Raw genomic sequence first — 21,932 nt, forward strand, 5'->3', positions numbered from 1 at the left:
TCACAGCGCGGCCGCGTACCGGTGGTCCTTGCGCACCAGCGCCGCGTACCGGCCGCCCTGGGCCAGAAGGTGTTCGTGGGTCCCGCGTTCCACGATCCGCCCCTCGTGCAGGACCACGATCTGGTCGGCGTCGCGAATGGTGGACAGGCGGTGCGCGATGGTGATGGTGGTGCGCCCGGCGGCGAGCGCGTCGACCGCCTCCTGCACCGCCCGCTCGGTCGCGGTGTCCAGGGCGCTGGTAGCCTCGTCGAGCACCAGGACGGGCGGATTGCGCAGCAGGGTGCGGGCAATGGCGAGGCGCTGGCGTTCCCCGCCCGAGAAGCGGTAGCCGCGCTCACCGACGATCGTGTCGTATCCGTCGGGCAGCGAGGCGATCAGGTCGTGGATGTGCGCCGCCCGCGCCGCGGCGATCAGCTCGTCCCGGGTGGCGTCGGGCCGCCCGAAACGGAGGTTGTCGGCCACGGACGCGTGCAGCAGATAGGTCTCCTGGGAGACGACACCGATTGCGGCGGCGAGCGTGTCGAAACTCAGCTCCCGCACGTCGTATCCGTCCAGCGTGACCCGCCCCGCCGTGACGTCGTACAGCCGGGGCACCAGATAGCCGAGCGTGGTCTTGCCCGCGCCGGTCGCCCCGACCACCGCCAGGCTCGTCCCGGCCGGAACATCGACGCTGATATCCCACAGCGCGGGCGTCGATCCGTCGTAGTGGAACGCGACGTCCTCCAGGCGCACATGACCGCGAACAACGCTCGGCCGCAATGGATTCTGCGGCTCCGGTACATCGACGGGAAGATCCAGATACTCGAAGACCCGCTCGAACAGCGCGGTCGAGCCGCGCACCGCGACCCCCATCTGCAACAGCGACATCGTCGGACCCAGCAACCCCTGCTGCAAGGTGGTGAAGGCGACCAGGGTGCCGATCGACACCATCGGGCGGCCGTGGGTCGCGGTCATCCCCGCCACCCAGTACATGGCCGTCGGCATTGCCGCCAGGACGACGGAGACCCCGGACTGCTGCCACTGCCCGGCCATGCTGGCGCGCACCTCCAGATCGGCCAGCGTGGCCGAGCCCTCGGCGAACCGCCGGGTCAGTTCCCCGGACCGGCCCACCGCCCGGGACAGCAGAATCCCGCTGACCGACAACGACTCCTGCACCAGCGACGTCAGCGTGGCCAGGTGCCGCTGCCGCAGCGCGATGATGTCCTTGCGCTGCCCGCCGACCCGCCAGGACACCCGCGCGGACACCGGCAGCAGGCACAGCGCGGCGATCGTCAACCGCCAGTCCAGCGCCAGCATCGCCGCCACCCCGGCCACCACCGTGGTGACGCTGGAGACCAGCAGGGTGGCGGTATTGGTCACGGTGGCCTGCATGCCGCCGATGTCGTTGGCGATCCGCGACTGGATGTCGCCGGTGCGGGTACGGGTGAAGAACGCCAACGACATTCGCTGCAACCGCGCATACACCGCGCTGCGCAGGTCGTGCATGATCCGCTGCCCCACCAGCGTGGACAGATACACCTGCCCCACCGACAGGCAGGAATTCACGATCGTCACGCCCACCATGCCCAGCGCCAGCAGCGACAGCAGCCCGGTCCGGCCGTGCGGCAGCGCCACATCCAGGATCGCGCGCAACAGGAACGGCGAGACCAGCGACGTCACCGACGAGCACGCGATCAAGGCGCACACGATCAGCAGCCGCCACCGGTGCCGCCGGAACAGGCGCGCGATCCGCCGCACGGACACCGTCGGCGGCGTGGTCATCGGGACCCGCCGGACAGCGGACGGATCACGGTGCCCAGCACCCAGTCCGCCGGGAAATATCCCTGCTGCCGCGAGTCGACGCTGACTCGCGGATTGTCGCCGAGCAGCACCAGCTTGCCGTCCGGCACCCGATCGGACGGCCGCAGCCCCGTCAGCGCGGAGGCGCACTCGCGGGGCACCGGGTCGCCCGAGATCCCGGCCACCCGCTTGATCTGCCACGGCCGCGATCCGAGCGGTGGGTGCGCGGCCCCACCCTCCCCGACGACCACCACCTGACCGCGTCCGGCAACGGCGGTGCGGCGCACCAGGACTCGATCCCCGTGCCGGTAGGTCGGCTCCATGCTGGCCCCGCGGACGGTGACCGCGACGAAGCGGCGTCCCAGCACCGCGCGGGCCAGGGCGAGGCCGAGCACCAGCACCGGGACCCCGCGGAGCAGCGGCCTGTTCATGCCGGGACGGGCGGCTGATCCAGCTCCACCCGGTCGGTCGTGACGGTGAGCCTGCCATTGCCGTTCGGTGCGACCGTCAGCGCGCTCGGGAAGTGCACCATGCGGAAGGCGCGGGTCAGTTCGCCGCCGTCGCCCTCGGCCACCACGCGGGCGACCGGGATGAGGTCGGCGACCATATCCCCGGCCTCGCCCGCGTCGCCGACCACGACGGCCAGGACGCGGTCCCGGCCGCCGGGCACCGCCCTGGCGTACTCGACGAACTTCGGCAGCGTCTCCCGGCAGGGTCGGCAGTCGGGCGTGAAGAATCCGACGAGCGTGTCGGTGCGCAGCGATTCGGGAATCAGCGGCGTGCCGTCCACCGTGACCGTCGCGAATTCGCCGATCTCCATGCCGATTTCGATGTTCGGCGCGCCGATCGCGGGCATCCGTGCCGCCAGCAGTGCCGTGTGCTCGCGTAGCCGTTTGACCACGCCCAGGGTGAGCAGCAGGTCGAGAGCGCAGACCGCGCCCACCAGGACGACCGCCGCAATGAGGAAGACCATCTCGGTATCCTTTTCGATTCGCTTGATAATCAACGAGAGTGAGGTGCCGCCGGGGTCACCGGACGGAACAACTCGACGACATCGTCGAGCGCCGCGATCAGCAATCCGAGCAGCACGCCGCCGGTCACCGCCACCGCGGCACCGCCAAGCTGTGCGGGTCCCGCCGGAGCGGTCCCCAGCGCGCCCGCGGCCGAGGCAATGCCCAGCAACACATTTCGCGCCACGTGCCGCGGACCCAGGGGAGTGGCGGTCCTGCCGAAACAGCGGCAGGGAGTGCGAACGTCGCGCTGCACGCTGTGGTGCACACCGAGCGCGAACACCCCCAGCAGTGCGGCCGCGACCGACAACCCCACGATGCCGGTGAGCCGCACCGGAACTGTCAGCAGCAGCCAGATCGAGCCTTCGATCCCGACCACGAGCCGGGCCACCGGACGGACGAAACCGGCTGGTAGCAAACGCATGTCACGCACGGACCCGGCGAACTCACCGAATGCTTCTCGGCCCGCGACCTTGCCGAGGAACGCCGCCAGGAATACGGCACCGATCAGGCCCCGGATGCCGAGGACGAAATACTGCATGGGAGAACTCGTCTCTGCGAGGGGACATCGGTTTCTCCGGAAAGCCGATGTCCCCGTGTTCCGAACGGATGTCAGCAGGAGCCTGTCCCGCAGGTCAGTGCGCCGGTGCTGGTGTCGACGCAGCACTTGTCATGGGCGCACTGCCAGCAGTCGTCCCAGCAGCACACGCTGCCGCAACACTGGTTGAATGCCATCGCCGACGCCTCGATGCGCGGCACGAACCTGTCGAGGAGCCTGCTCCCCATGGTTTCCATCAGGCCGTACACGGTTGCCTCCTGATTTTCGAAGAAGTGTGTTTCCGGAATCGGGTCGTTATCCCCGCGTGTGTGCCCACCCCCTCTCGGTCACGCCGAGTACCGATGGACCGGTTCTACGCCGGGACGATTGTTCGCGGTCGGGGCCCGATCGGCGGACAACAATGACCGGACAATCACGCCGCGGCCCGGTGCGCCCGGGCGGACCGGGCGGTACGTCGAATCCCGTTGTCCACGTAGGGGTTGGACCGTGGACAACCCGCGTCGGACAATGGTGCGGAGAAAGGCCGAGGGGGGCGCGATGCCGCGGCGCGAGCAACCGATCCGAGACGACGGGGCGATGGCCCGATTCGCCATCGACCTGCGACAACTCCGCAAACAGGCCGGGAGCCCGCCGTATCGGCAGCTGGCGCGCGACGCCATGTTCTCCCCGTCGGCGCTGGCCGACGCCGCCAGCGGGCGCAAACTACCCAGCCTGGCCATCACGCTGGCCTACGTGCGGGCCTGCGGGGGCGACACCGCGCAGTGGGAGGCCCGCTGGCACGAGGTGGCCGCCGAATCGACCGATGCCGCCCGGGATACGCGCGACGGCGAACCGCCCGGACGCGAATCCGCCTGCCCCTACGTGGGTTTGGCGCCGTTCCAGCCGGACGACGCCGACCGGTTCCACGGCCGCGAACGACTCACCGACGAGGTCGTCTCCCGCATTCGGCGGCAGCGATTCCTGGCGGTCTTCGGTGCGTCGGGGTCGGGAAAGTCCTCGCTGCTGCGCGCCGGTGTGCTGCCCCGCATCCGGCGCGGCGATACCGGCCGCGCGGTAAATGGTTGGCCGACACTGCTTTTCACGCCGGGACCGCACCCGCTCGAGGAGTGCGCCGCCCACGTGGCCGCCCTCGGTTCCCAATCCGCGGCGACGATCTGCCGCGAAACCGCCGAGAACCCGCGCGCGGTGCACCTGAGCGTGCTCCAGGCGCTGGCCACCCACCCCGACGACGTCGATCTGCTGATCGTGGTGGACCAGTTCGAGGAACTGTTCACGCTGTGCGACAACCATGGCGAGCGAGCGGATTTCCTCGCCGCCCTGCTGACCGCGGTCCGGGCCGCCAACAGCCGCACCCGGGTGATCCTCGGGGTCCGGGCCGACTTCTACGCGCGCTGCGGGCAGCATCCCGACCTGGTCGACGCGCTGCACGACGCCCAACTGCTGGTCGGCCCGATGAGCACCGAGGAATTGCGCAGGGCCGTCGTGCAACCGGCGGCCGATGCCCAGTGCACGGTGGAGGGCGCGCTGCTGGCCCGGATCATTGCCGACACCGCCGGGCAGGCCACCGTCCTGCCGCTGGTATCGCATGCCATGCGCGAGACCTGGCGCCGCCGCCGCGGCAACAGCCTCGCCCTGGCCGGATACGAGGCGGCGGGCGGCATCCGGCACGCCCTCGCCCAGACCGCCGAGACCATCTACAGCGCGATGTCACCGCCCCGGCAGCGCCTGCTGCGCGCCACCCTGCTGCGCCTGGTCGCGCTGGGCGAGGCCACCGAGGACACCAAGCGCCGGGTCGCGGCGGATTCGCTTCCCGCCGAGGCCGGTCCGATCCTCGAGGAGTTGGCCCGCGCCCGGCTGGTCACCCTCGACGCCGGGTCGGTCGAGATCACCCACGAGGCGCTGCTCCAGGCGTGGCCCCGGCTGCGCGGCTGGCTCGACGGCGACCGCGCCGGGCTCCGTACCCATCAGCAACTGCTCGACACCACCGCGGCCTGGATCCGGGAGCACCGCGACCCCGGCATCCTGTATCGGGGCGGCCGGTTGGCGACCGCCGTCGAGTGGGTCCGAAACCACGGCGACGACATGCTGCTCGGCGGCCAGGTGCGGGACTTCCTCGCCGCCTCGGCCCGGCAGCAGCGGCGGCTGATCCGGCTGCGGCGGGCCGCGGTCGCCCTGCTGACCGTGCTCGCGCTCGCCGCGTCCGGCGCGGCGGTCGTTGCCTTCCAACAGGGTTCGAACGCCCGCGCGCAACGCGACCGCGCCGTGGCCGGGCAGGTGCTCGCCGAGGCCGATCAGATGAAGGGCCGCGATTCGGCCCTCGCCGCACAGCTCGACCTGGTGGCGCACCGGTTGAGCCCCAGCGCCGAATCCGCTACCGCGCTCATCGATTCCCGCGATACCGCCCTGTCGACCGCGCTCACCGCGCACACCGGGCCGGTCTATGCCGTCGCCGTCAGCCCGGACGGGCACACCCTGGCCACCGGCTCCGGCGACAAGACCATTCGGCTCTGGGACATCACCGATCCCGGCCGCCCCCGGCCGCTCGGGCCGCCGCTGCTCGGCCACACCGACTGGGTGTACTGGCTGGCCTTCAGCCCCGACGGGCACACCCTCGCCAGCGCGAGCCGCGACCGGACCGCGCGGCTGTGGAACGTCACCGACCCCGCGCATCCGCTGCCCTGGGCGCCGCCGCTGGTCGGGCACGAGGGCTACGTCTTCTCGGTCTCCTTCAGCGGCGACGGCCGAATCCTGGTGACCGCGAGCTACGATCACACGCTGCGGCTGTGGGACGTCGCCGACCCCGCCCATCCCGCCCCGCTCGGGCCGCCGCTGGTCGGGCACACCGAGTCGGTCGCCTCCGCGACGATCGGCCCGGACGGCCGGACCGTCGCCAGCGCGGGCCACGATCACACGCTGCGGCTGTGGAACGTCGCCGACCCCGGCCACCCCACCCCGTGGGCCCCGCCGCTGACCGCCCACAATGCCGTCGTCTACGCGGCGGCGTTCAGCCATGACGGGCGCATGCTCGCCAGCGTCGGCGACGACAACACCGTGCGGCTGTGGGACATTCGCGATCCGGCGCACCCGGTGGCGCTGGCGCCGCCGCTGACCGGATCCTCCAATACCCTGCTCGCCGTGGCGTTCAGCGCCGACGACCGCACGCTCGCCGCGGGCGGGGCCGAGAACGTGGTGCGGCTGTGGAACCTCGCCGATCCGGCGCATCCGGTCGCCCTGGGCCCGCCGCTGGTCGGGCACACCGGGATGATCACCGCGCTCGCCTTCACCCCGGACGGGCAGACCCTGGTCAGCACCGGCGAGGACGCCACCGTGCGGCTCTGGGACGTCCGAAATCCCCTGCGCCCCAGCCCGATCGGGGAACCGCTCACCGGCCGCACCGCGGGTGTCACCGCCGTGGCCTACGCCCCCGGCGGTCGCCTGCTCGCCAGCACCGGCCGTGACCATACCGCGCGGCTGTGGAACGTCGCCGACCCGAACCACGCCGGGCTCTGGGCGACAGTGCCTGCCGGACAGGGAGATTCGGACGAGGCGCTGGCCTTCGACCCCACCGGGCGGGTGCTCGCCACCGACGGCGGGCCGGGCACGATCCGGTTGTGGGACGTCGGCGATCCCGCCGCCCCGCGACCGCTGGCCACCGTCACCGATACCCCGCCACTCGTCCGATGGACCGGGTTCAGCCCGGACGGGCATCTGCTCGCCGCCGTCGGCAACGACCAGAAGATCCGGCTGTGGGACGTTCGCGACCCGGCCGAACCCCGTGCGCTGCAACCGATCACGACCACCGATTCGGACGGGCTGCTGTGGGCGGACTTCGCGCCGTCGGGGCAGTTGCTGGCCGTCGCCGGGGCCGGTCACACCGTGCAGCTGTGGCGCGTCGCCGACCCGAACCACCCGGCGCTGGTCGGCAATCCGCTCACCGGTCACACCGATCAGGTCACCTGGGTGGGCTTCGGCCCGGACGGCCGCACCCTGGCCAGCGCGAGCGACGACGGGACGCTCCGGCTGTGGAACGTCGCCGACCCCGCGCACGCGTCGGCCCGGGGAATCCCGTTGTCGGCGGGCCACACCGGCCATCTCCTCAACGCGGCCTACAGCCCCGACGGCCACATCCTGGCCAGCGCAGGCGACGATCGCGCCATCGGGTTCTCCCTCGACGACACCGACTCGGCCGCCCGGCGCGTCTGCGCCACCACCCGCGGCGCGCTGCCCCCGGAGCTGTGGCGGCACTACGTCCCCGAGCTGCCCTACCGCCCGCCCTGCCCCGACTAGGGGAGCGAGTTCGGCTGCGGCCCGGCGCTATTCGGTCCGCGCCGAGCGCTGGCGCTGTCCCAGGACCACCCGGTGCTGGTACCAGAAGGCCGTCGTCCCGATGTCCGCGTTCTCCAGCGGCAGATAGCGGCCCTCGGTGCCCCAGCCCAGCGCCTGGATGGTGACGCGCAGGCTCCGGTCGAAGCAGATGGGATCGCGCACGTGCCACCGGAACAGGCCGAACTGCTGCGTCGGCTGATAGATCTGGTCGGGCGGAATGGCCTGGAGGAAACCGAGATACGGCGTGGAGTAGGTGGTGTAGACGCCGTTGCCCATGTCCATGTTCCAGGCGCCGCCGAAGTAGTCCTCGGTGCCGGTGCCGCAGATGGTGGGGAATTCGGTGTCGCCGTCCATGTAGAACTTCATCTCGCCCTCGCCCCACCAGCCCGGCGCGTTCGGCTGGATGGCCAGGTAGGTGCCGACATACCGGCCCGGACCCGGTGTGTCGGGGAGGATGGTGTGAATGGCCGGATGCCCCAACGGATTCTGGCGCTGCCAGCTGGCCTGCAGGTAGCCCGCCTCGCGCGGCACGTCCTGCTCCAGATAGGTCACCTGGTAGTAGACGAACACGCTGTGATCGCTGTCGTTGGTGAGGGTGATCGTCGCGTGCGAGCGGAACGGCAAGGGCCAGTAGCTGTTCAGCCCGCCCGCCGGCGCGACCACCATCATCTCCGAATTCATCAGCGCCAGTTGGCCCCACGCATTGCAGAAGAACGAGCCCAGCGGCACATCCACGGCCGGGGTGGCGTCGCCGTCCCAGTACATGCGCAACTGCAACTGCTGAAGCGCGCTCCGGTCGGTGGTCAGCCAGAAATGCCTGATGATGGCCGGTCCGGCGATATCGGCCAGGGTCGCCGTCTGCCCCGAATCGAGCTTGATCGAGGGTGATATCTTCCAGCCGATGCCCAGGTCTCGGGCCGCGTCCGCCCCGGTGCCCGTCGTCGCGCGCCCGCCCTGCCCCGGTGCCCCGGTGGGGTTCTCCGCACTGATCGAGCGGGTTCGGCTCTGATCGATCCGCCATATCTCGTGCATTCACCCGATGCTCCCACCTTATCGCCCGACTCGGGCGCGAATCGCCGGACCGTTTCGTACCGGTTCGGCGGCGGCGGAAAATGCGCTGACCGGGCAGAGCCGTTCCGCTACAGTCCGTTTCATGACGTGGACAGCGCCGGAGATCGACCGGCAGGACCCCAGCGGCATCGCGGGCGAGCGCGCCATGCTGCGGCACTGGCTGGACTACCACCGGCAGACGCTGCTGCACAAATGCGCGGGCCTGACCGGCCAGCAGCTGGCGCGGCGCAGCGTGGCGCCGTCGTCGCTGTCGCTGCTGGGGCTGGTGCGGCACATGACCGAGGTCGAGCGCGCCTGGTTCCGGATCCGGGCGACCGGCGCCGACCTGAGCTACCTGTACTGCGTCGGGGACAATATCGATGGCGACTTCGACGATGTCGACGCGGCCGAGGCGGCGATCGACTTCGCGCTGCACCGCACCGAGCTCGACCTGTGCGACAAAGCGGTCGCCGACCTCGCGCTCGACCACACCTTCGCCCATCCCCGCTACGGCGAACTCACCCTGCGCTGGGTCTATATGCACGTGATCGAGGAGTACGCCCGGCACAACGGCCACGCCGACCTGCTGCGCGAACGCATCGACGGCACGACGGGGGACTGAGGGCTCACAGCGCGTGGTCGCGCACCCAGCCCGCGACCTGGGTCCGCGAGCCGAAGCCCAGCTTGGTGAGAATGTGCTCGACGTGGGTTTCCGCCGTGCGGACGGAGATGACCAGTTCGGCGGCGATGCGCTTGTTGCTGTATCCGGCGGCGATCAGCCGGGCCACCTCCTTCTCCCGGCGGGTGAGCATGTCCGCGCCCCGGCGCAGGTACGGATCGCGGTCGATCGGGTCGGGCCGCACCGGTTCCGCGGCGGCGGGTGCGCGCTCGAGCGCGTAGTCGATGGCCGCGGGCAGCGGCAGCGCCGCACCGGCCGCCACGGCGGCCCGGAAACCGTCCTCGCCCAGCGCCGTTCGCACCCGGGCGCGCACCTTCTCGCCGACCGCGCCGGTAATGGCCTGCGCCAGCCGCACGCTGCTCAGCTCCAGGCTCTGCGCCGCGCCCATCAGCCGTGCCGCCCGTACCGGCTCGCCGCGGGCGGCCGCCGACCAGGCCATGCCGTCGAAAGCCGAAGCGAGCCATACGCATCGATCGAATTGGGCGAACATCTCGATGGCCCGCCGCAGGAACCGCGCGGCCGCGTCCTGATCCCCGTGCCGCCACCGGTCGATCCCGGCCGTCCAGTGCGCGAGCCCGCCCATCAGCCGCGGCCCGTGCTCGGCGGTGACGGCCAGCAGCGCGGCCGCGACGGCGGTGGACCGCTCGTCCTCCAGCAGCGTCGCGCACATGAAACCGAAGGAGAGACTGTCCATTTCGAGCGAGGGCCGCGCGGATTCGCGGGCCAGCGCGGCGGCCTGCTCGCTGAGCGCGAACGCGGTCGCGGTGTCGCCGTCGGTGAATGCGATCAGCGCGGTCCCCAGCCGCGCCTCGGCCAGAATATCGGCCGCGCCCAACTCCATCGCCAGCGTCCGGCAGTCCTCGATCAGCCGCGCCGCCGACTCCCGATCCGACAGCAGCGCCGCCAGCGAGGCCGCCGACGACAACGCCCGCGCCCGTTCGGGTGTCGGCTCGGGCGCCCGCTCCAGCGCGTCGGTCAGCCACCGGTATCCCTCGGACAAGAACCGGTAGTGCTCCCAGAACGGCCGCAGCGCCGTCGCCGTCTCCAACGCCACGGCGGGCGAGTCGGCCAGCGAAAATTGCAGTGCCGCACGAATATTCGCATGCTCGCGAGAAAGCTGCCGAAACCACCGCAGATCATCACCGCTGCGATAGGCCCGATGCCCCCGCAACCCCAGCGCACAGTAGTACTCCCGATGCCGAGCCCGCGCCGCCTGCTCGCCCCCCGACTTCACCAGCCGGTCGTACCCGAACTGCCGAATCGGTTCCAACATGGTGTATCTGGCAACCGCACCGTCATCGCGCCGAATCAGCACCGATTTGTCCACCAGCCCAGCAAGAGTGTCGACCACTGCCTCGGGCTCACCCACTGCTTCGGCGGCATCGAGATCGAGGCCGCCCGAGAACACCGAAAGCTGTTGCCACAGTTGCTGTTCGGAGGGCGTGCACAGGTCGTAGCTCCAGCCGATGGCGTCGGCGATGGTGCGCTGACGGGGCGGGGCGGTGCGGGGTCCGGCGCGGAGCAGGCCCATGGTGTCGTCGAGGCGGTCCAGGATTTGTTCGGGGGACAGGACGCGAAAGCGTAAGGCGGCCAGTTCGAGTGCCAGGGGGACGCCGTCGAGGCGGCGGCAGATGGCGGTGAGCGTGGCGCGGTTGGCGGGGGTGGCGGCGAAGGCCGGATCGGCCGCGCCGACCCGGGCCAGCAGCAGCCGCAGCGCGTCGCTGTCGTCGGCCGCGACCGGCAGCGGGCGGACCGGCATCATCTGCTCGCCCGGCACGCCCAGCACCTCCCGGCTGGTGGCCAGCACCCGCACCTGCGCGGTCGCGGCGACGATGCGGGCCACCAGCTCCGCGCAGGCGTCGACGAGGTGTTCGCAGTTGTCCAGGATCAGCAGCAGCCGCCGCGGCGCGAGGAAGTCGAGCAGCCGCGGCAGCGCGGCCGCGGTATCGTCGCGCAGCCGCAGGGTTTCCGCGACGGCGAGCGTCACCAGCTCCGGGTCGCGCACGTCGGCCAGCTCCACCAGCCACACCCCGTCCGGGAACGCCCGCGCCGTCGCGGCACCCACCTGCCGCGACAGCCGGGTCTTCCCGACACCGCCCGGCCCCAGCATGGTCAGCACGCGGGTGGCCGACAGCAGATCCCGGGCCTCGGCCAATTCGTCGTGGCGGCCGATGAAACTGGTGACCTCGGCGGGGAGGTTTCCGAGAACACGCCGAGACATTCCGTCACAGTATCGTGAACGAGGGAACAGACCATAGGTTGCGCCCAACCCGACGAAGCGAGGAGACCAACCGTGCGGATCGGCATCATGCTCGGAGAATCGACCGAACCCGATGCGCTGGAGCGCCTGACCGACGACCTGCGCCGCGCCGCCGACGCGGGCTTCGAATCCGCCTGGCTCCCGCACACTTTCGGCCTCGACGCGCTCACCGCGCTGGCGCTGGCGGGCAGCCGGGTGCCGGGCATCGAGCTCGCCACCGGCATCGTGCCCAGCTACCCGCGCCACCCCGGCACGCTGGCCCAGCAGGCCCGCACCACGGCGCTGGCGGTGGGGCCGGGGCGGCTCACGCTGGGGCTGGGGCTGTCGCACAAGTTCGTCATCGAGGACATGTTCGGCTACGACTTCGACCGCCCGGCGCGGCACATGAAGGAGTATCTGGAGGTGCTGCTGCCGCTGCTGGCGGGCGAACCGGTGTCCTACACCGGAGAGACGCTGCGCGCCAACCTCGCCCTGACCAGTCCGGACGCCGGGACCATCCCGGTCGTGCTCGCGGCGATGGGCACCCACATGCTGAAGCTGGCGGGCCGCCGCACCGACGGCACCATGCTGTGGATGACGGGCGCGCGCACCATCGCCGAGCACATCGCGCCGACCATCACCGCCGCCGCCACCGAGGCCGGGCGGCCCGCGCCGCGCATCGTGTGCGCGCTGCCGATCCTGGTCACCGACGACTCCGAACGCGCTCGCGCGCACGCGGCCTCGGTGTTCGAGATCTACGGCACGCTGCCGTCGTACCGGGCGATGCTGGACCGCGAGGGCGTCGCGGCGCCGGAGGATGTCGCCATCATCGGCACCGAGGAGCAGGTGACCGCGCGCATCCGGGAGATCTTCGCCGCGGGCGCCACCGAATTCGTCGGCTCGATCTTCGCCGGGGGAGACGCCGCGACCCGCACCCGCGAACTGCTCGTCGGGCTCGCGGACTGAGTCGGCCATGGCACGCCGGGCGCGGGTGCAGGACGTGCACGAGGTGGCGTCGGCCATGCCGCACGTCACGGTGGAGTACGGCCCGCAGGACAATCCCGTCTACCAGGTGGGCCGCAAGTCGTTCGTCTTCTTCCGCACCCCGCGCCCGGACGCCGTCGATCCGGACACGGGGGAGCGGTACGGTGACGTCATCGTGATCTGGGTGCCCTCGGAATCGGACAAACTGGCGCTGGTGCAGGATCCCGATTCACCGTTCTTCACCACCGCGCACTTCGACGGGCACCTGTCGGTCCTGGTGCGCGGGAGCCGGATTCGCGAACTGGGCCTGGACGAGCTGACCGAGGTGATCCAGGATGCGTGGCTGTGTCGGGCCTCGGCGGCGCGGGCGCGGCGGTGGCTCGCGGAGCATCGGCTCCGACCGTCTTGACCTCGAGTACGGTTGATATTTCAGACTCGATGACATGACACAGGCAGCCCCGGAGTTCTGGAACACCGTCTACGACAACGACACCGCGCCCTGGGTGATCGGCGAGCCGCAGCGCGCCATCGTCGACCTCGAGCGCGACGGCTGGATCCGCGGCCGGGTGCTCGACCCCGGCGCCGGCGCGGGCGAGCACACCATCCTGCTCACCCGGCTCGGCTACGACGTCCTCGGCGTCGACCTGTCCCCGAGCGCCGTCGACTACGCCCGCCGCAATGCCGCCGCCCACGACGTGCCCGCCGCCCGGTTCCGGGTGGCCGACATGGTGCGGGCGGGCGAGGATCCCGAATACGCCGCCGAGCTGGGCGAATTCGACACCATCGTGGACAGCGCCCTGTTCCACGTCTTCCTCGACGACCCCGCCCGCCGCGCCTCCTACGTCAAGGCCCTGCACACCCTGTGCAAGCCCGGCGGCCTGGTCCACATCCTGTCCCTCTCCGACGCCGACCCCGGCTTCGGCCCCCGCATCAGCGACACCCTCATCCGCGAATCCTTCACCACCGGCTGGCACCTGGAATCCCTCCACCCCTCCACCTACCGAGGCCGACTGACCCCCGCCCTCCCCGCCGAGGAACGCGCCACCATCACCCCCAACCCCGACGGCACCGTAGACGTATCCGCCTGGCTAACCCGCCTCCGCCGCCTCTGACCCCGCCCACCCGCCGGGAGATCCCGGTGCGTTCCCGTCATAGCCCCGGTGCGCTTCCGTCCTGGTCTCGGTGCGCTTCCGTCCTGGTCTCGGTGCGCTTCCGTCCTGGTCTCGGTGCGCTTCCGTCCTGGTCTCGGTGCGCTCCGCTCCTGGTCCCGGCGCTTTCCCCTTATGGTCCCGGTGCTTTCCCTCATGATCCCGGCGTGCTTTTGGCCGGGATCTCTCGGTAGATTCCGGCCAAAAGCACGCCGGAATCAAGGGATACGGGGTCGGGCATTCAACTCGCCGGACGATCCCGCAGCACTTGGCTTTCCAGATCCGCGAGCAATTCCGCCGCGAAATCCCGTTCCGCCTCGTAGTGCCGGATGCACCAGCGCAGGACGGCGCCGGGGACGGTCGGTTCGGCGGCGGCGGCCGCGGCGTCGGATTCGGCGCGGCGGCGCATGGTTTCGGCGTAGGCGATGTGTTCGGAGAGGATGTCGCGGAGGCGGTCCGGCTCGGCGAGGTGGCTCAGCCAGGCGCGCAGCAGGACGCTGTGTTTGAGGACCGGGGCCTCGACGGGGGAGTGGTTCACCCAGTGCGCCACCGCCTCCCGGCCGCTGGCGGTGATCGAATACATGCGCTTGCCGCGCAGGCCGTCGTCGGACACCACCGGCCGCGAGGTCACGAAGCCGCATCCCTCCAGGCGCTTGAGCTCGGCGTAGATCTGGCTGAACGACGGGCTCCAATAAAACATCTGCAAACTGCCGTCGGCCACCTTCTTCAGGTCGTAGCCGGAGGATTCGCCGGTGTGCGAGAGCATTCCGAGCACGGCCCACGAGGTGGTCGGCAGATCGGGGCCCGCTGTCATCTGGGCACTATATCGCTCGGAATTATGCCGATCGGGACCTAGTGCCTTGTCACGCAACCTTCGGTAGGTAATCGGGTCGCCGGATCTTGGAGCCGACAGCGAAGTTGCGGACAGGTCCGGCGTGCTGGTTACGCCAGCGGATGTAGTCGCCGATGACCGCGTCCTGCTCGTCATGGCTGCGGTGATCGGTACCGTTCAGCGCGAAGTAGCGCAGGGCGGCGAACTCGCATTCGATGCGGTTCAGCCATGAGGAGTAGGTCGGCAGGAACACCAACTCGATCTGGTTGGCGGCGCACCACTCTCGCACCTCACGCCGTTTGTGGACCGAGTAGTTGTCGCAGATCAGGTACAACTTCTCGCCCGCCCAGCGGGCCCGCAAGGTCTTGAGGAAGGCCAGAAATTCGGTCCAGCGTTTGCGGTCACGGATCCGGTAGTACAACTGCCCGCTGCGCAGGTCCAGGGCGCCGAGCATGTGCCGCACGCCTTGGGTTCTGTTGTAGGTCGCTCGCAGCCGCTTGGGCCGGCGACGCGTGAACCAGCCGCGACCGGGCCGCGGCTGCAGATTCAACGGACCGAACTCGTCCACACAGATCACGCGCCCGTCTGCGGGTGGATGGTCGTAGAGGTCGAGCACCCGGTTCATCTTCTCGGTGAACTCGGGATCGTTGCTGGCCTTCCAGGTTTTGGTAGCCTGCCACGACACCCCACCGGCCTTCAGGATCCTGCGCAGCGTCTCGCGGCTGATTTCGGCGATCCTGTTGACCGCCAATACCTCTCGCAGTTTCGACAGGCTCCACGTCGTGAACGGCCAGCCTAGATCGAGGGGGCAGCACCGGGCGATCCGACAGATCCGATCACGCATCGCCTGATCGGTCTTCGCCGGTCTGCCCCCTCTCCATTTTGGGTCGAGCGCCTCGAAGCCCTTCTCGTTGAAATCGTGGATCACTTGCCGCACATACGATTCCGATACTTGCATCAGCTTCGCGATGAACCCGACCGGCTGATGCTGCGCCGAGGCCATCACCACCACCGCCCGCCGCATCCGCACTGGTTGCTTGCTGCGCCGGGCGATCTGGGCCAGCTTGCGACCCTCCTGCGGGGTCACCGCTCTGACGAACACATCCGGCTTCCGAGCCACCGGCACCACCTCCGCCAGGCAGCATCACCGGCCGACCAGTGGCGAGCAACCCGACACCCCGACGATTAACGCATCAACCTTTCCGGACGAGGCACTAGTGCCACCGCACCCGCCGCGGAAACAGCGTCCGCGCGGCCTCGTGCGCGACCTCCAGCACCACCCGCGCCAGCCGATCGAAACCCATCGACTCGGCCCGCCCCGACAGCGACAGCGCCGCGGGCGGCATCCCGCGCCCGCGTAACGGCGCTGCGACACAGGCGATTCCGGTGACGGCCTCCTCCCGGTCGATCGCGACGCCCTGCCGCAACCGAATCTGGCCGAGCTCGCGCTGCAGGGCGTCGGTATCGCAGAGGGTGCGCGGGGTCAGGCGGGTCAATTTCCCCCGCACCGCGGCCTCGGCGATGGCCGGGTCCAGCGCGGCCAGCATCGCCTTGCCCAGAGCCGTTGCGTGCGCGGGCATCCGGCCGCCCAGCCGGGTCGGCAGCGTCGCGCCGAACCGGCCCCCGACCTTGTCCAGGTAGATCACGTCGCGGCCGTCGAGCACCGCCAGGTGCCCGACCAGTCCGGTGCGCTGGGCCAGCTCGTGCAGCAGCGGGCTGACCGCCTCGCGGATCTCGTTGTGGTCGGCGGTGAGCCCGCCCAGCTCGAGGGTCCGCATGCCGAGCCGGTAGCCGCCGGAGGTGTGCGCCAGCCAGCGCAGCCGGATCATCTGATCGAGGATGCGATGCACCGTCGAGCGCGGAAGCCCGGTCCGCTCAACGAGTTCCAGCAGCGTGAGGGTGGGTGTGGTGGCGTCGAACGCGTCGAGGATGAGGGTCATCCGCTCGATCATCGAGACCGGGCTCGCCGCGGTGCGGCCCCCGGAGGACAGCACGGTGACGGTCATATGTACCTCCGTTGGCTCATATGCAGTCTAGGAGTATTCCGACTAGGCATGCACGGGTTCAGGGCTTTGTGTCTCCAGTCACAGTGGCCCGCGTGCGGCCCGTCGCGAATCGGTAGAACTACGTATGTGCCACGGACGCTGGTCAGTCGGTGAAGGTGATCCGCACGGTGATCGGCGTGGTCTGCAATGCCGCGAAACCGGCCGCGGTCAGCGGCGCGAGCCGCGGATGCGGGGCGAACGTGCGGGCGCGGGCCACCACATCGTCGTCGGGCAGGAACTCGGCGGTGCCGGTGCGCCACCGGTTGCCTTGGCGCACGCGCACTTCCGGATGCGCGGCGATATTGCTCCCCCACCCCGACCGCTTTCCGTGCTGGCAGATCACCCACGCGCCCTCGTGATCGAACAGCACCGTCACCGGCACCCGCCGCGGCTGCCCGCTCTTGCGCCCGATCGTCTCCAATTCCGTGGCGAACGTGGTGCGCACGCCGATGCGGTCGAGTGCGCGGAAGGTCGGGTTGGCGACATACCGGTTGACGGCTCGTTCGACGACGAACTTTCGGGCCAGCCGATCCTTGTTCGTCCCGCCCGCCGCGCCGCGCTTGGGCCGGAGGGCGTCGAAACCGTTGCGGCGCACCATGGTCACCGCCGTCCGCCACGGGGAGCGGTTGGGGTCGGGTTCCAGTCCCGAACCGAGGCGGTGCAATTGGTCGGTATGCCATTGCAGATCCACGGCGCCGTCGAAGGTCTTGACGCTACTGCTGGCGCCCAGCCGCCCGCGCAGGCCGACCGTAATGTGCGGCGGGCGTAGCGCATCGGTGCGGGCGGAGAGCAGATCGTCTGCGGCGGTGGGGAATACGGCGCTGGGACGGCCGACGCCGACCACATCGCACGCCCCGGATTCGATCGCGTCCGACATCGCGGCGCGGGAACGGAACCCGCCGGTGACCGCCAGCGGCACCGCGCCCGCGGCCTGCCGCACCGTCTCCGCGTACTCCAGAAAGTATGCCTCGCGGGCGCGCGTGCTGTCCGATGCCGTGCGCGGGCGGCCCATCATGGCCGGGGATTCGTAACTGCCGCCGCTGATTTCGATCAGGTCGAGCGCCTCGGCGGACAGCCGCTCCACCACCGCCCGCGACTCGTCCTCGGTGAACCCGCCGCGCTGGAAATCCGCGGAGTTGAGCTTGATCGCGACCGCGAACCCCGGCGATACCGCGCCCCGGATCGCGCGCACCACCTCCAGCGGGAATCGCATCCGGCGCTGCGGATCACCGCCCCACCCGTCGGTGCGCCGATTCGCCAGCGGCGACAGGAACTGCGACACCAGGTAGCCGTGCGCGCCGTGCACCTGCACGCCGCTGAAACCGGCGGCCTCGGCGACCCGCGCGGCCGTGCCGAACCGGGCGATGATGTCGACGATCTCCGCCTCGGTCAGCGCGCGGGGCGCGGGCAGCCCGGGAATGCCGGGTGCGATGGCCGAGGGCGCCACCGTGCGACGCCGGGACGCGAGCGGATTGCCCTGCCGCCCCGGATGATTCAACTGCATCCACACCGGCGTGCCCCCCTCCCGGGCGGCCTTCGCCCACCGGGTCAGCGCATCCAGATCGCGCTCGTCCTCGATGGCCACATTGCCCGGCTCCCCGAGCTGCGTCCGATCGACCATCACATTCCCGGTGACGATCAGCCCGAATCCTCCCGCGCCCCACCGACTGTAGAGCCGGGGCAGCCGATCGTCGGGCGCATGCTCGGCATTCCCGAGCCCCTCGCTGAGCGCCGATTTCATGATCCGATTGGGCAGCACCTGCCCGCAGGGAAGCGTAAGAGAATTATGCAAACTCGCCATCGTGCCTCCAAGGTCGCCGCGAACCACCCGGTAGGTAGACCGATTGGTTTAGCAGGCACGCTAGTACACCGATCGGTCTACGGCAAGGGTAGGGTAGAACGACGGAATCTTCGGGGATAGGAGTCCAGATGGGAGCCCGGGATCGGCTGATCGACAGTGCCGTGGAGCTGATGCGGCGGCACGGTGTCGCGGGTACCGGCATCGCCGACCTGCTGGAGCACAGCGGCATTTCCCGGCGGTCGGTGTATCTGAACTTCCCGGGCGGTAAGGCCGAGCTCATCGCCGAGGCCACCCGCACCGCGGGCCGGGCGGCGAGCGGGCTGTACCGCCGGGTCATCGCCGAGGCCGACCTGGCATCGTGCATCGCCGCCTTCCCGGCCATGTGGCGCGAGGTGCTGGTATCGAGCAACTTCGCCGCGGGCTGCCCGATCGTGGCCGCCGCCCTGGGCCGCTCCGAGTCCCCGGACGCGGCCGAGGCGGCGGGGGAGACATTCGCGGACTGGGAACGGATCCTCACCGAGCGACTGGAGGCCGAACAGGTGGAGGCCGAGGTGGCCGAGTCGCTGGCGACCACCATCGTCGCGGCGGTGGAGGGCGCGGTGGTGATGTCACTGGCCGCCCGCTCGGTCGCCCCGCTCGAGCGGGTCAGCAAGCAGATGGCGGCCCTGGTTGCCCAGTACGCCCGGCCGACGCGCCCGGCCGCCGAACCGGCGACCACCGACTGAGCGCGTATTCGAAAGTCCCCTCGTCATTCCGGCGTGCGTCCTGCTGGTGCTTCCGGCGTGCGTCCTCTTCGTCATTTCGGCGTGCGTCCTGCTGGTGCTTCCGGCGTGCGTCCTCCTCGTCATTCCGGCATGAGTCCTCCTCGTGATTCCGGCGTGAGTCCTCCTTGTGATTCCGGCGTGCTTTTGGCCGGAATCCACCCTGCCGCAGCAGATCTCGGCCGAAAGCACGCCGGAATGACGAGCAGGGCCTCTGCTCATATCCGCCGAACGCCCCGATTTTCCCGGGCTTGCGCATCTCTCGATATCTGCTCCGAACGCATATGTACGTTGCGCTGCAACGTAATTCACCAAAATTTCCATGTGCACGTAGCGCCCGCCGGAGGGTAGCTTCGGGGCATGAAAATTCTGGTGACGGGTGCGAGCGGCAATATCGGCAGGAAGGTCGTCGATCATCTGATCGCGGCGGGGGCGGACGACATTCGGGCACTGGCGAACCATCCCGAGCGTGCCGACCTGCCGCCGGAGGTCGAGGTGGTGCGGGGCTATCTGGGGCGCGTGTCGTCGCTACCCGCGGCATTCGAGGGGGTCGACCGCATGTATCTGGCCCCGCATCTGCCCACCGCGGCCGAGGTCGTCCAGATCGCGCGGTCGGCCGGGATCGGCCGCATCGTCGACCTGTCCGGCGACGAGTCCAATCACTGGTGGCCGATCGCGGAGGCGGTCCAGAACTCCGGCCTGGACTGGACCCACCTGTTCGCGGGCGAATTCATGGAGAACAGCACCCAGTGGGCCGACCAGATCCGCGCCACCGGCGAGGTCCGCGAACCGTACCCGGATTCGGGCAACACCCCCATAGCCATGGACGACATCGCCCGCGTAGCCGCCACGGTCCTACTACAAGAAGGCCACTCCCACGCCTCCTACACCCTGACCGGCCCCGAAACCATCACCCGAGCCACCCAACTCGACCACCTCGCCCAGGCCCTGGGCCGCCCCCTCACCTTCGTCACCATCCCCCACGACGAGGCCATCGCCCAATTAACCCCGCACATGGGCGATTTCGCCACCTGGTACGTAGACGGCCTACGCACAATGGTCGACCACCCCCTACAACCAACCACCACGGTCCCCGACCTCACCGGCCACCCAGGCACAACCTTCGCCCAATGGGCAACCACCAACGCCCACCAATTCCGCTGAGCCCCAGCGCCATTCAGCCGCCCCCTGCGTGCAAGCCTCAACCCCATCAACCTCCCACCTCCGAGCAAGCCTCAACCCATGATTCCGGCGTGCTTTTGGCCGGAATCTCGCTAGGCCCCGGCCAAAAGCACGCCGGGGTCGTGGTGGTGGCGTGCGCGGGGTCGTGGTGGAGTGCGCGGGGTCGTGGTGGTGGCGTGCGCGGGGTCGTGGTGGTGGCGTGCGCGGGGTCGTGGTGGTGGAGTGCGCCGGGGCCGTGCAGGTGGCGTGCGCGGGGCCATGGATGTGGAGTGCGCCGGGGACGTGGAGGTGGAGCACGAGCTTCGCCCAGTGGGTACCCGCGAACGCCGACCAATCCCGCTGAGCCCCATGGGCGTTCAAACTGTCGCCGCCGAGCAAGCCTCAGCCCTGTGATTCCGGCGTGCTTTTGGCCGGAATCTCGCTAGGCCCCGGCCAAGAGCACGCCGGGGCCATGGAGGTGGGGTGCGCCGGGGCCATGGATGTGGGGTGCGCCGGGGCCGTGGAGGTGGGGTGCGCCGGGGCCATGGGGTGGTGCGCGCCGGGGTCGTGCCGTGGAGGTGGCGTATGTCGGGACCGCGGGGCGACGTACGCGGGGCCTTGGAGGGTGGTGCGCGCCGGAGGCGTAGAGGTGGCGCGCGCCGAGGGCCGTTTACTGCTCGGCAAGCAGCCTCTCGATGTCGGTCCGATTCGGAATTGACGCGCTGGCACCGAGTTTTGTGGTGGCGAGGGCGCCTGCGGTGCAGCCCCAGGCGAGGGCGGTGGTGGGGCCCTCGTGCCAGTGGGCGGCGAAGGCGCCGGTGAAGGCGTCGCCTGCGCCGGTGGTGTCGATTACGTCCACGTGGACGCCGGGGTGGCTCAGGTTCGCGTCGGGGCCGCGGTAGGTCGCGCCGTCGCCGCCGCGGGTGATCACCAGGTGCGCAACGGTATCCAGCGCGGAGCTCAGTTGCTCGGCTTCGCCTTCGTTAACCACCGCGATATCCACGACCTCCCACAACTCCGGCGGAAGCTGTTGCACGGGAGAAGGGTTCAGCAACACCACGGTCCCGTGGGCGTGGGCGTGGCGGGCGGCGGCCAGTACGGTTTCGGCCGGAATCTCCAACTGGCACATGAGGATATCGGCCGCGGCGATGGTGTCGAGGTCTTCGGCGGTCAAATCCGTCATTCGCCCGTTCGCGCCCGGCACCACCACGATGCTGTTCTCCCCGGCCGAGTCGACCACGATCGCGGCGATTCCGCACGAGCCGTCCAGTGACCGCAGTCGCTCGGCCCCGACTCCGGCGTCGGAGAGTACCCGCCGCAAGTCGGGGGCGAAACGGTCGTCGCCGACCGCGCCCACGAACTCCACCTCGCCCCCGGCCCGCCGCGCGGCGATGGCCTGGTTGGACCCCTTCCCGCCGGGCACCATCTCGAATCCGGTGCCGAGCACCGTCTCCCCGGGCTCCGGCCGCTTGCCGGTCGTCGTCACCAGATCCATGCCGATACTGCCCACCACCACGATTCGTGCCATACGGGCACGGTAGCCGGATTCGTCCGGCCG

Annotated in this window: 19 protein-coding genes; 7 read left to right on the forward strand and 12 right to left on the reverse strand. The window is 70.2% G+C overall.

Going from position 1 to position 21,932, the window contains the following annotated elements; genetic code table 11:
- The 5 genes from HPY32_RS05260 to HPY32_RS05280 form a co-directional block, all read right to left on the reverse strand.
- The gene (locus HPY32_RS05260) at positions 1-1,761 is read right to left on the reverse strand and encodes an ABC transporter ATP-binding protein (RefSeq protein ID WP_067593211.1); all 1,761 of its coding nucleotides are present in this window, start codon (positions 1,759-1,761) and stop codon (positions 1-3) included.
- Positions 1,758-2,210: a S26 family signal peptidase gene (locus HPY32_RS05265; RefSeq protein WP_067593208.1), complete on the reverse strand. Its 453-nt coding sequence runs from the start codon at positions 2,208-2,210 to the stop codon at positions 1,758-1,760. The genes HPY32_RS05260 and HPY32_RS05265 overlap by 4 nt, the downstream gene beginning before the upstream one ends.
- Positions 2,207-2,752, reverse strand: a complete 546-nt coding sequence (locus HPY32_RS05270; protein WP_067596177.1) for a thioredoxin domain-containing protein — start codon at positions 2,750-2,752, stop codon at positions 2,207-2,209. Before HPY32_RS05270 ends, HPY32_RS05265 begins: the two co-directional genes overlap by 4 nt.
- A 29-nt stretch (positions 2,753-2,781) precedes the next feature.
- The gene (locus HPY32_RS05275; protein WP_067593205.1) at positions 2,782-3,330 is read right to left on the reverse strand and encodes a MauE/DoxX family redox-associated membrane protein; all 549 of its coding nucleotides are present in this window, start codon (positions 3,328-3,330) and stop codon (positions 2,782-2,784) included.
- A gap of 71 nt (positions 3,331-3,401) precedes the next feature.
- Positions 3,402-3,596, reverse strand: coding sequence for a hypothetical protein (locus HPY32_RS05280; protein WP_156674676.1), 195 nt, complete (start codon positions 3,594-3,596; stop codon positions 3,402-3,404).
- A 289-nt stretch (positions 3,597-3,885) separates the two neighbouring features.
- Here HPY32_RS05280 and HPY32_RS05285 point away from each other — a divergent pair, with 289 nt between their 5' ends.
- The gene (locus HPY32_RS05285) at positions 3,886-7,635 is read left to right on the forward strand and encodes an nSTAND1 domain-containing NTPase (RefSeq protein WP_171982722.1); all 3,750 of its coding nucleotides are present in this window, start codon (positions 3,886-3,888) and stop codon (positions 7,633-7,635) included.
- A 27-nt stretch (positions 7,636-7,662) separates the two neighbouring features.
- Here the strand turns inward: HPY32_RS05285 and HPY32_RS05290 are convergent, their stop codons facing one another.
- Complete coding sequence (locus HPY32_RS05290; protein WP_067593200.1) at positions 7,663-8,706, reverse strand: DUF2961 domain-containing protein; 1,044 nt, start codon at positions 8,704-8,706, stop codon at positions 7,663-7,665.
- Between the two features lie 121 nt (positions 8,707-8,827).
- Here HPY32_RS05290 and HPY32_RS05295 point away from each other — a divergent pair, with 121 nt between their 5' ends.
- The gene (locus HPY32_RS05295; RefSeq protein ID WP_067593198.1) at positions 8,828-9,346 is read left to right on the forward strand and encodes a DinB family protein; all 519 of its coding nucleotides are present in this window, start codon (positions 8,828-8,830) and stop codon (positions 9,344-9,346) included.
- A gap of 4 nt (positions 9,347-9,350) precedes the next feature.
- Here HPY32_RS05295 and HPY32_RS45570 read toward each other — a convergent pair whose 3' ends face one another.
- On the reverse strand, positions 9,351-11,624 hold the full coding sequence (locus HPY32_RS45570; protein WP_067593196.1) for an ATP-binding protein: 2,274 nt from the start codon (positions 11,622-11,624) through the stop codon (positions 9,351-9,353).
- Between the two features lie 72 nt (positions 11,625-11,696).
- On the opposite strand from HPY32_RS45570, the gene HPY32_RS05305 reads away from it, so the two are divergent.
- Genes HPY32_RS05305 through HPY32_RS05315 form a run of 3 tightly spaced genes read left to right on the forward strand, consistent with a single transcriptional unit; the run spans position 11,697 to position 13,738 of the window.
- Entirely contained in the window at positions 11,697-12,608 is a 912-nt protein-coding gene (locus tag HPY32_RS05305) for an LLM class F420-dependent oxidoreductase (protein ID WP_067593194.1), read from the forward strand.
- A gap of 7 nt (positions 12,609-12,615) precedes the next feature.
- On the forward strand, positions 12,616-13,035 hold the full coding sequence (locus tag HPY32_RS05310) for an MmcQ/YjbR family DNA-binding protein (RefSeq protein WP_067593191.1): 420 nt from the start codon (positions 12,616-12,618) through the stop codon (positions 13,033-13,035).
- A gap of 34 nt (positions 13,036-13,069) precedes the next feature.
- Positions 13,070-13,738, forward strand: coding sequence for a class I SAM-dependent methyltransferase (locus HPY32_RS05315; protein ID WP_171982723.1), 669 nt, complete (start codon positions 13,070-13,072; stop codon positions 13,736-13,738).
- 277 nt (positions 13,739-14,015) lie between these two features.
- On the opposite strand, the gene HPY32_RS05320 is transcribed toward HPY32_RS05315, so the two are convergent.
- The 4 genes from HPY32_RS05320 to HPY32_RS05335 all read right to left on the reverse strand — a co-directional run bounded on the left by HPY32_RS05320 (position 14,016) and on the right by HPY32_RS05335 (position 18,392).
- Positions 14,016-14,588 carry a PadR family transcriptional regulator gene (locus tag HPY32_RS05320; RefSeq protein ID WP_067593188.1) on the reverse strand — a complete coding sequence of 191 codons (573 nt, stop codon included), beginning with the start codon at positions 14,586-14,588 and terminating at the stop codon, positions 14,016-14,018.
- A gap of 49 nt (positions 14,589-14,637) precedes the next feature.
- Positions 14,638-15,726 carry an IS630 family transposase gene (locus HPY32_RS05325; protein WP_231951339.1) on the reverse strand — a complete coding sequence of 363 codons (1,089 nt, stop codon included), beginning with the start codon at positions 15,724-15,726 and terminating at the stop codon, positions 14,638-14,640.
- A 94-nt stretch (positions 15,727-15,820) separates the two neighbouring features.
- Positions 15,821-16,612, reverse strand: coding sequence for an IclR family transcriptional regulator (locus tag HPY32_RS05330; RefSeq protein ID WP_067593184.1), 792 nt, complete (start codon positions 16,610-16,612; stop codon positions 15,821-15,823).
- A 142-nt stretch (positions 16,613-16,754) separates the two neighbouring features.
- The gene (locus tag HPY32_RS05335) at positions 16,755-18,392 is read right to left on the reverse strand and encodes a nitroreductase family deazaflavin-dependent oxidoreductase (protein WP_373686598.1); all 1,638 of its coding nucleotides are present in this window, start codon (positions 18,390-18,392) and stop codon (positions 16,755-16,757) included.
- A 188-nt stretch (positions 18,393-18,580) separates the two neighbouring features.
- Between HPY32_RS05335 and HPY32_RS05340 the strand changes: the two genes are divergently transcribed.
- The gene (locus HPY32_RS05340; protein WP_067593180.1) at positions 18,581-19,177 is read left to right on the forward strand and encodes a TetR/AcrR family transcriptional regulator; all 597 of its coding nucleotides are present in this window, start codon (positions 18,581-18,583) and stop codon (positions 19,175-19,177) included.
- Positions 19,178-19,573: 396 nt separating this feature from the next.
- A complete protein-coding gene (locus HPY32_RS05345; protein WP_067593178.1) occupies positions 19,574-20,377 on the forward strand; it encodes an SDR family oxidoreductase in 804 nt (267 codons plus the stop codon).
- A 667-nt stretch (positions 20,378-21,044) separates the two neighbouring features.
- Here HPY32_RS05345 and HPY32_RS05350 read toward each other — a convergent pair.
- Positions 21,045-21,902, reverse strand: a complete 858-nt coding sequence (locus HPY32_RS05350) for a ribokinase (RefSeq protein ID WP_067593176.1) — start codon at positions 21,900-21,902, stop codon at positions 21,045-21,047.
- Positions 21,903-21,932 lie beyond the last annotated feature (30 nt).

The organism is Nocardia terpenica (genome assembly GCF_013186535.1).
GTDB lineage: Bacteria > Actinomycetota > Actinomycetes > Mycobacteriales > Mycobacteriaceae > Nocardia > Nocardia terpenica.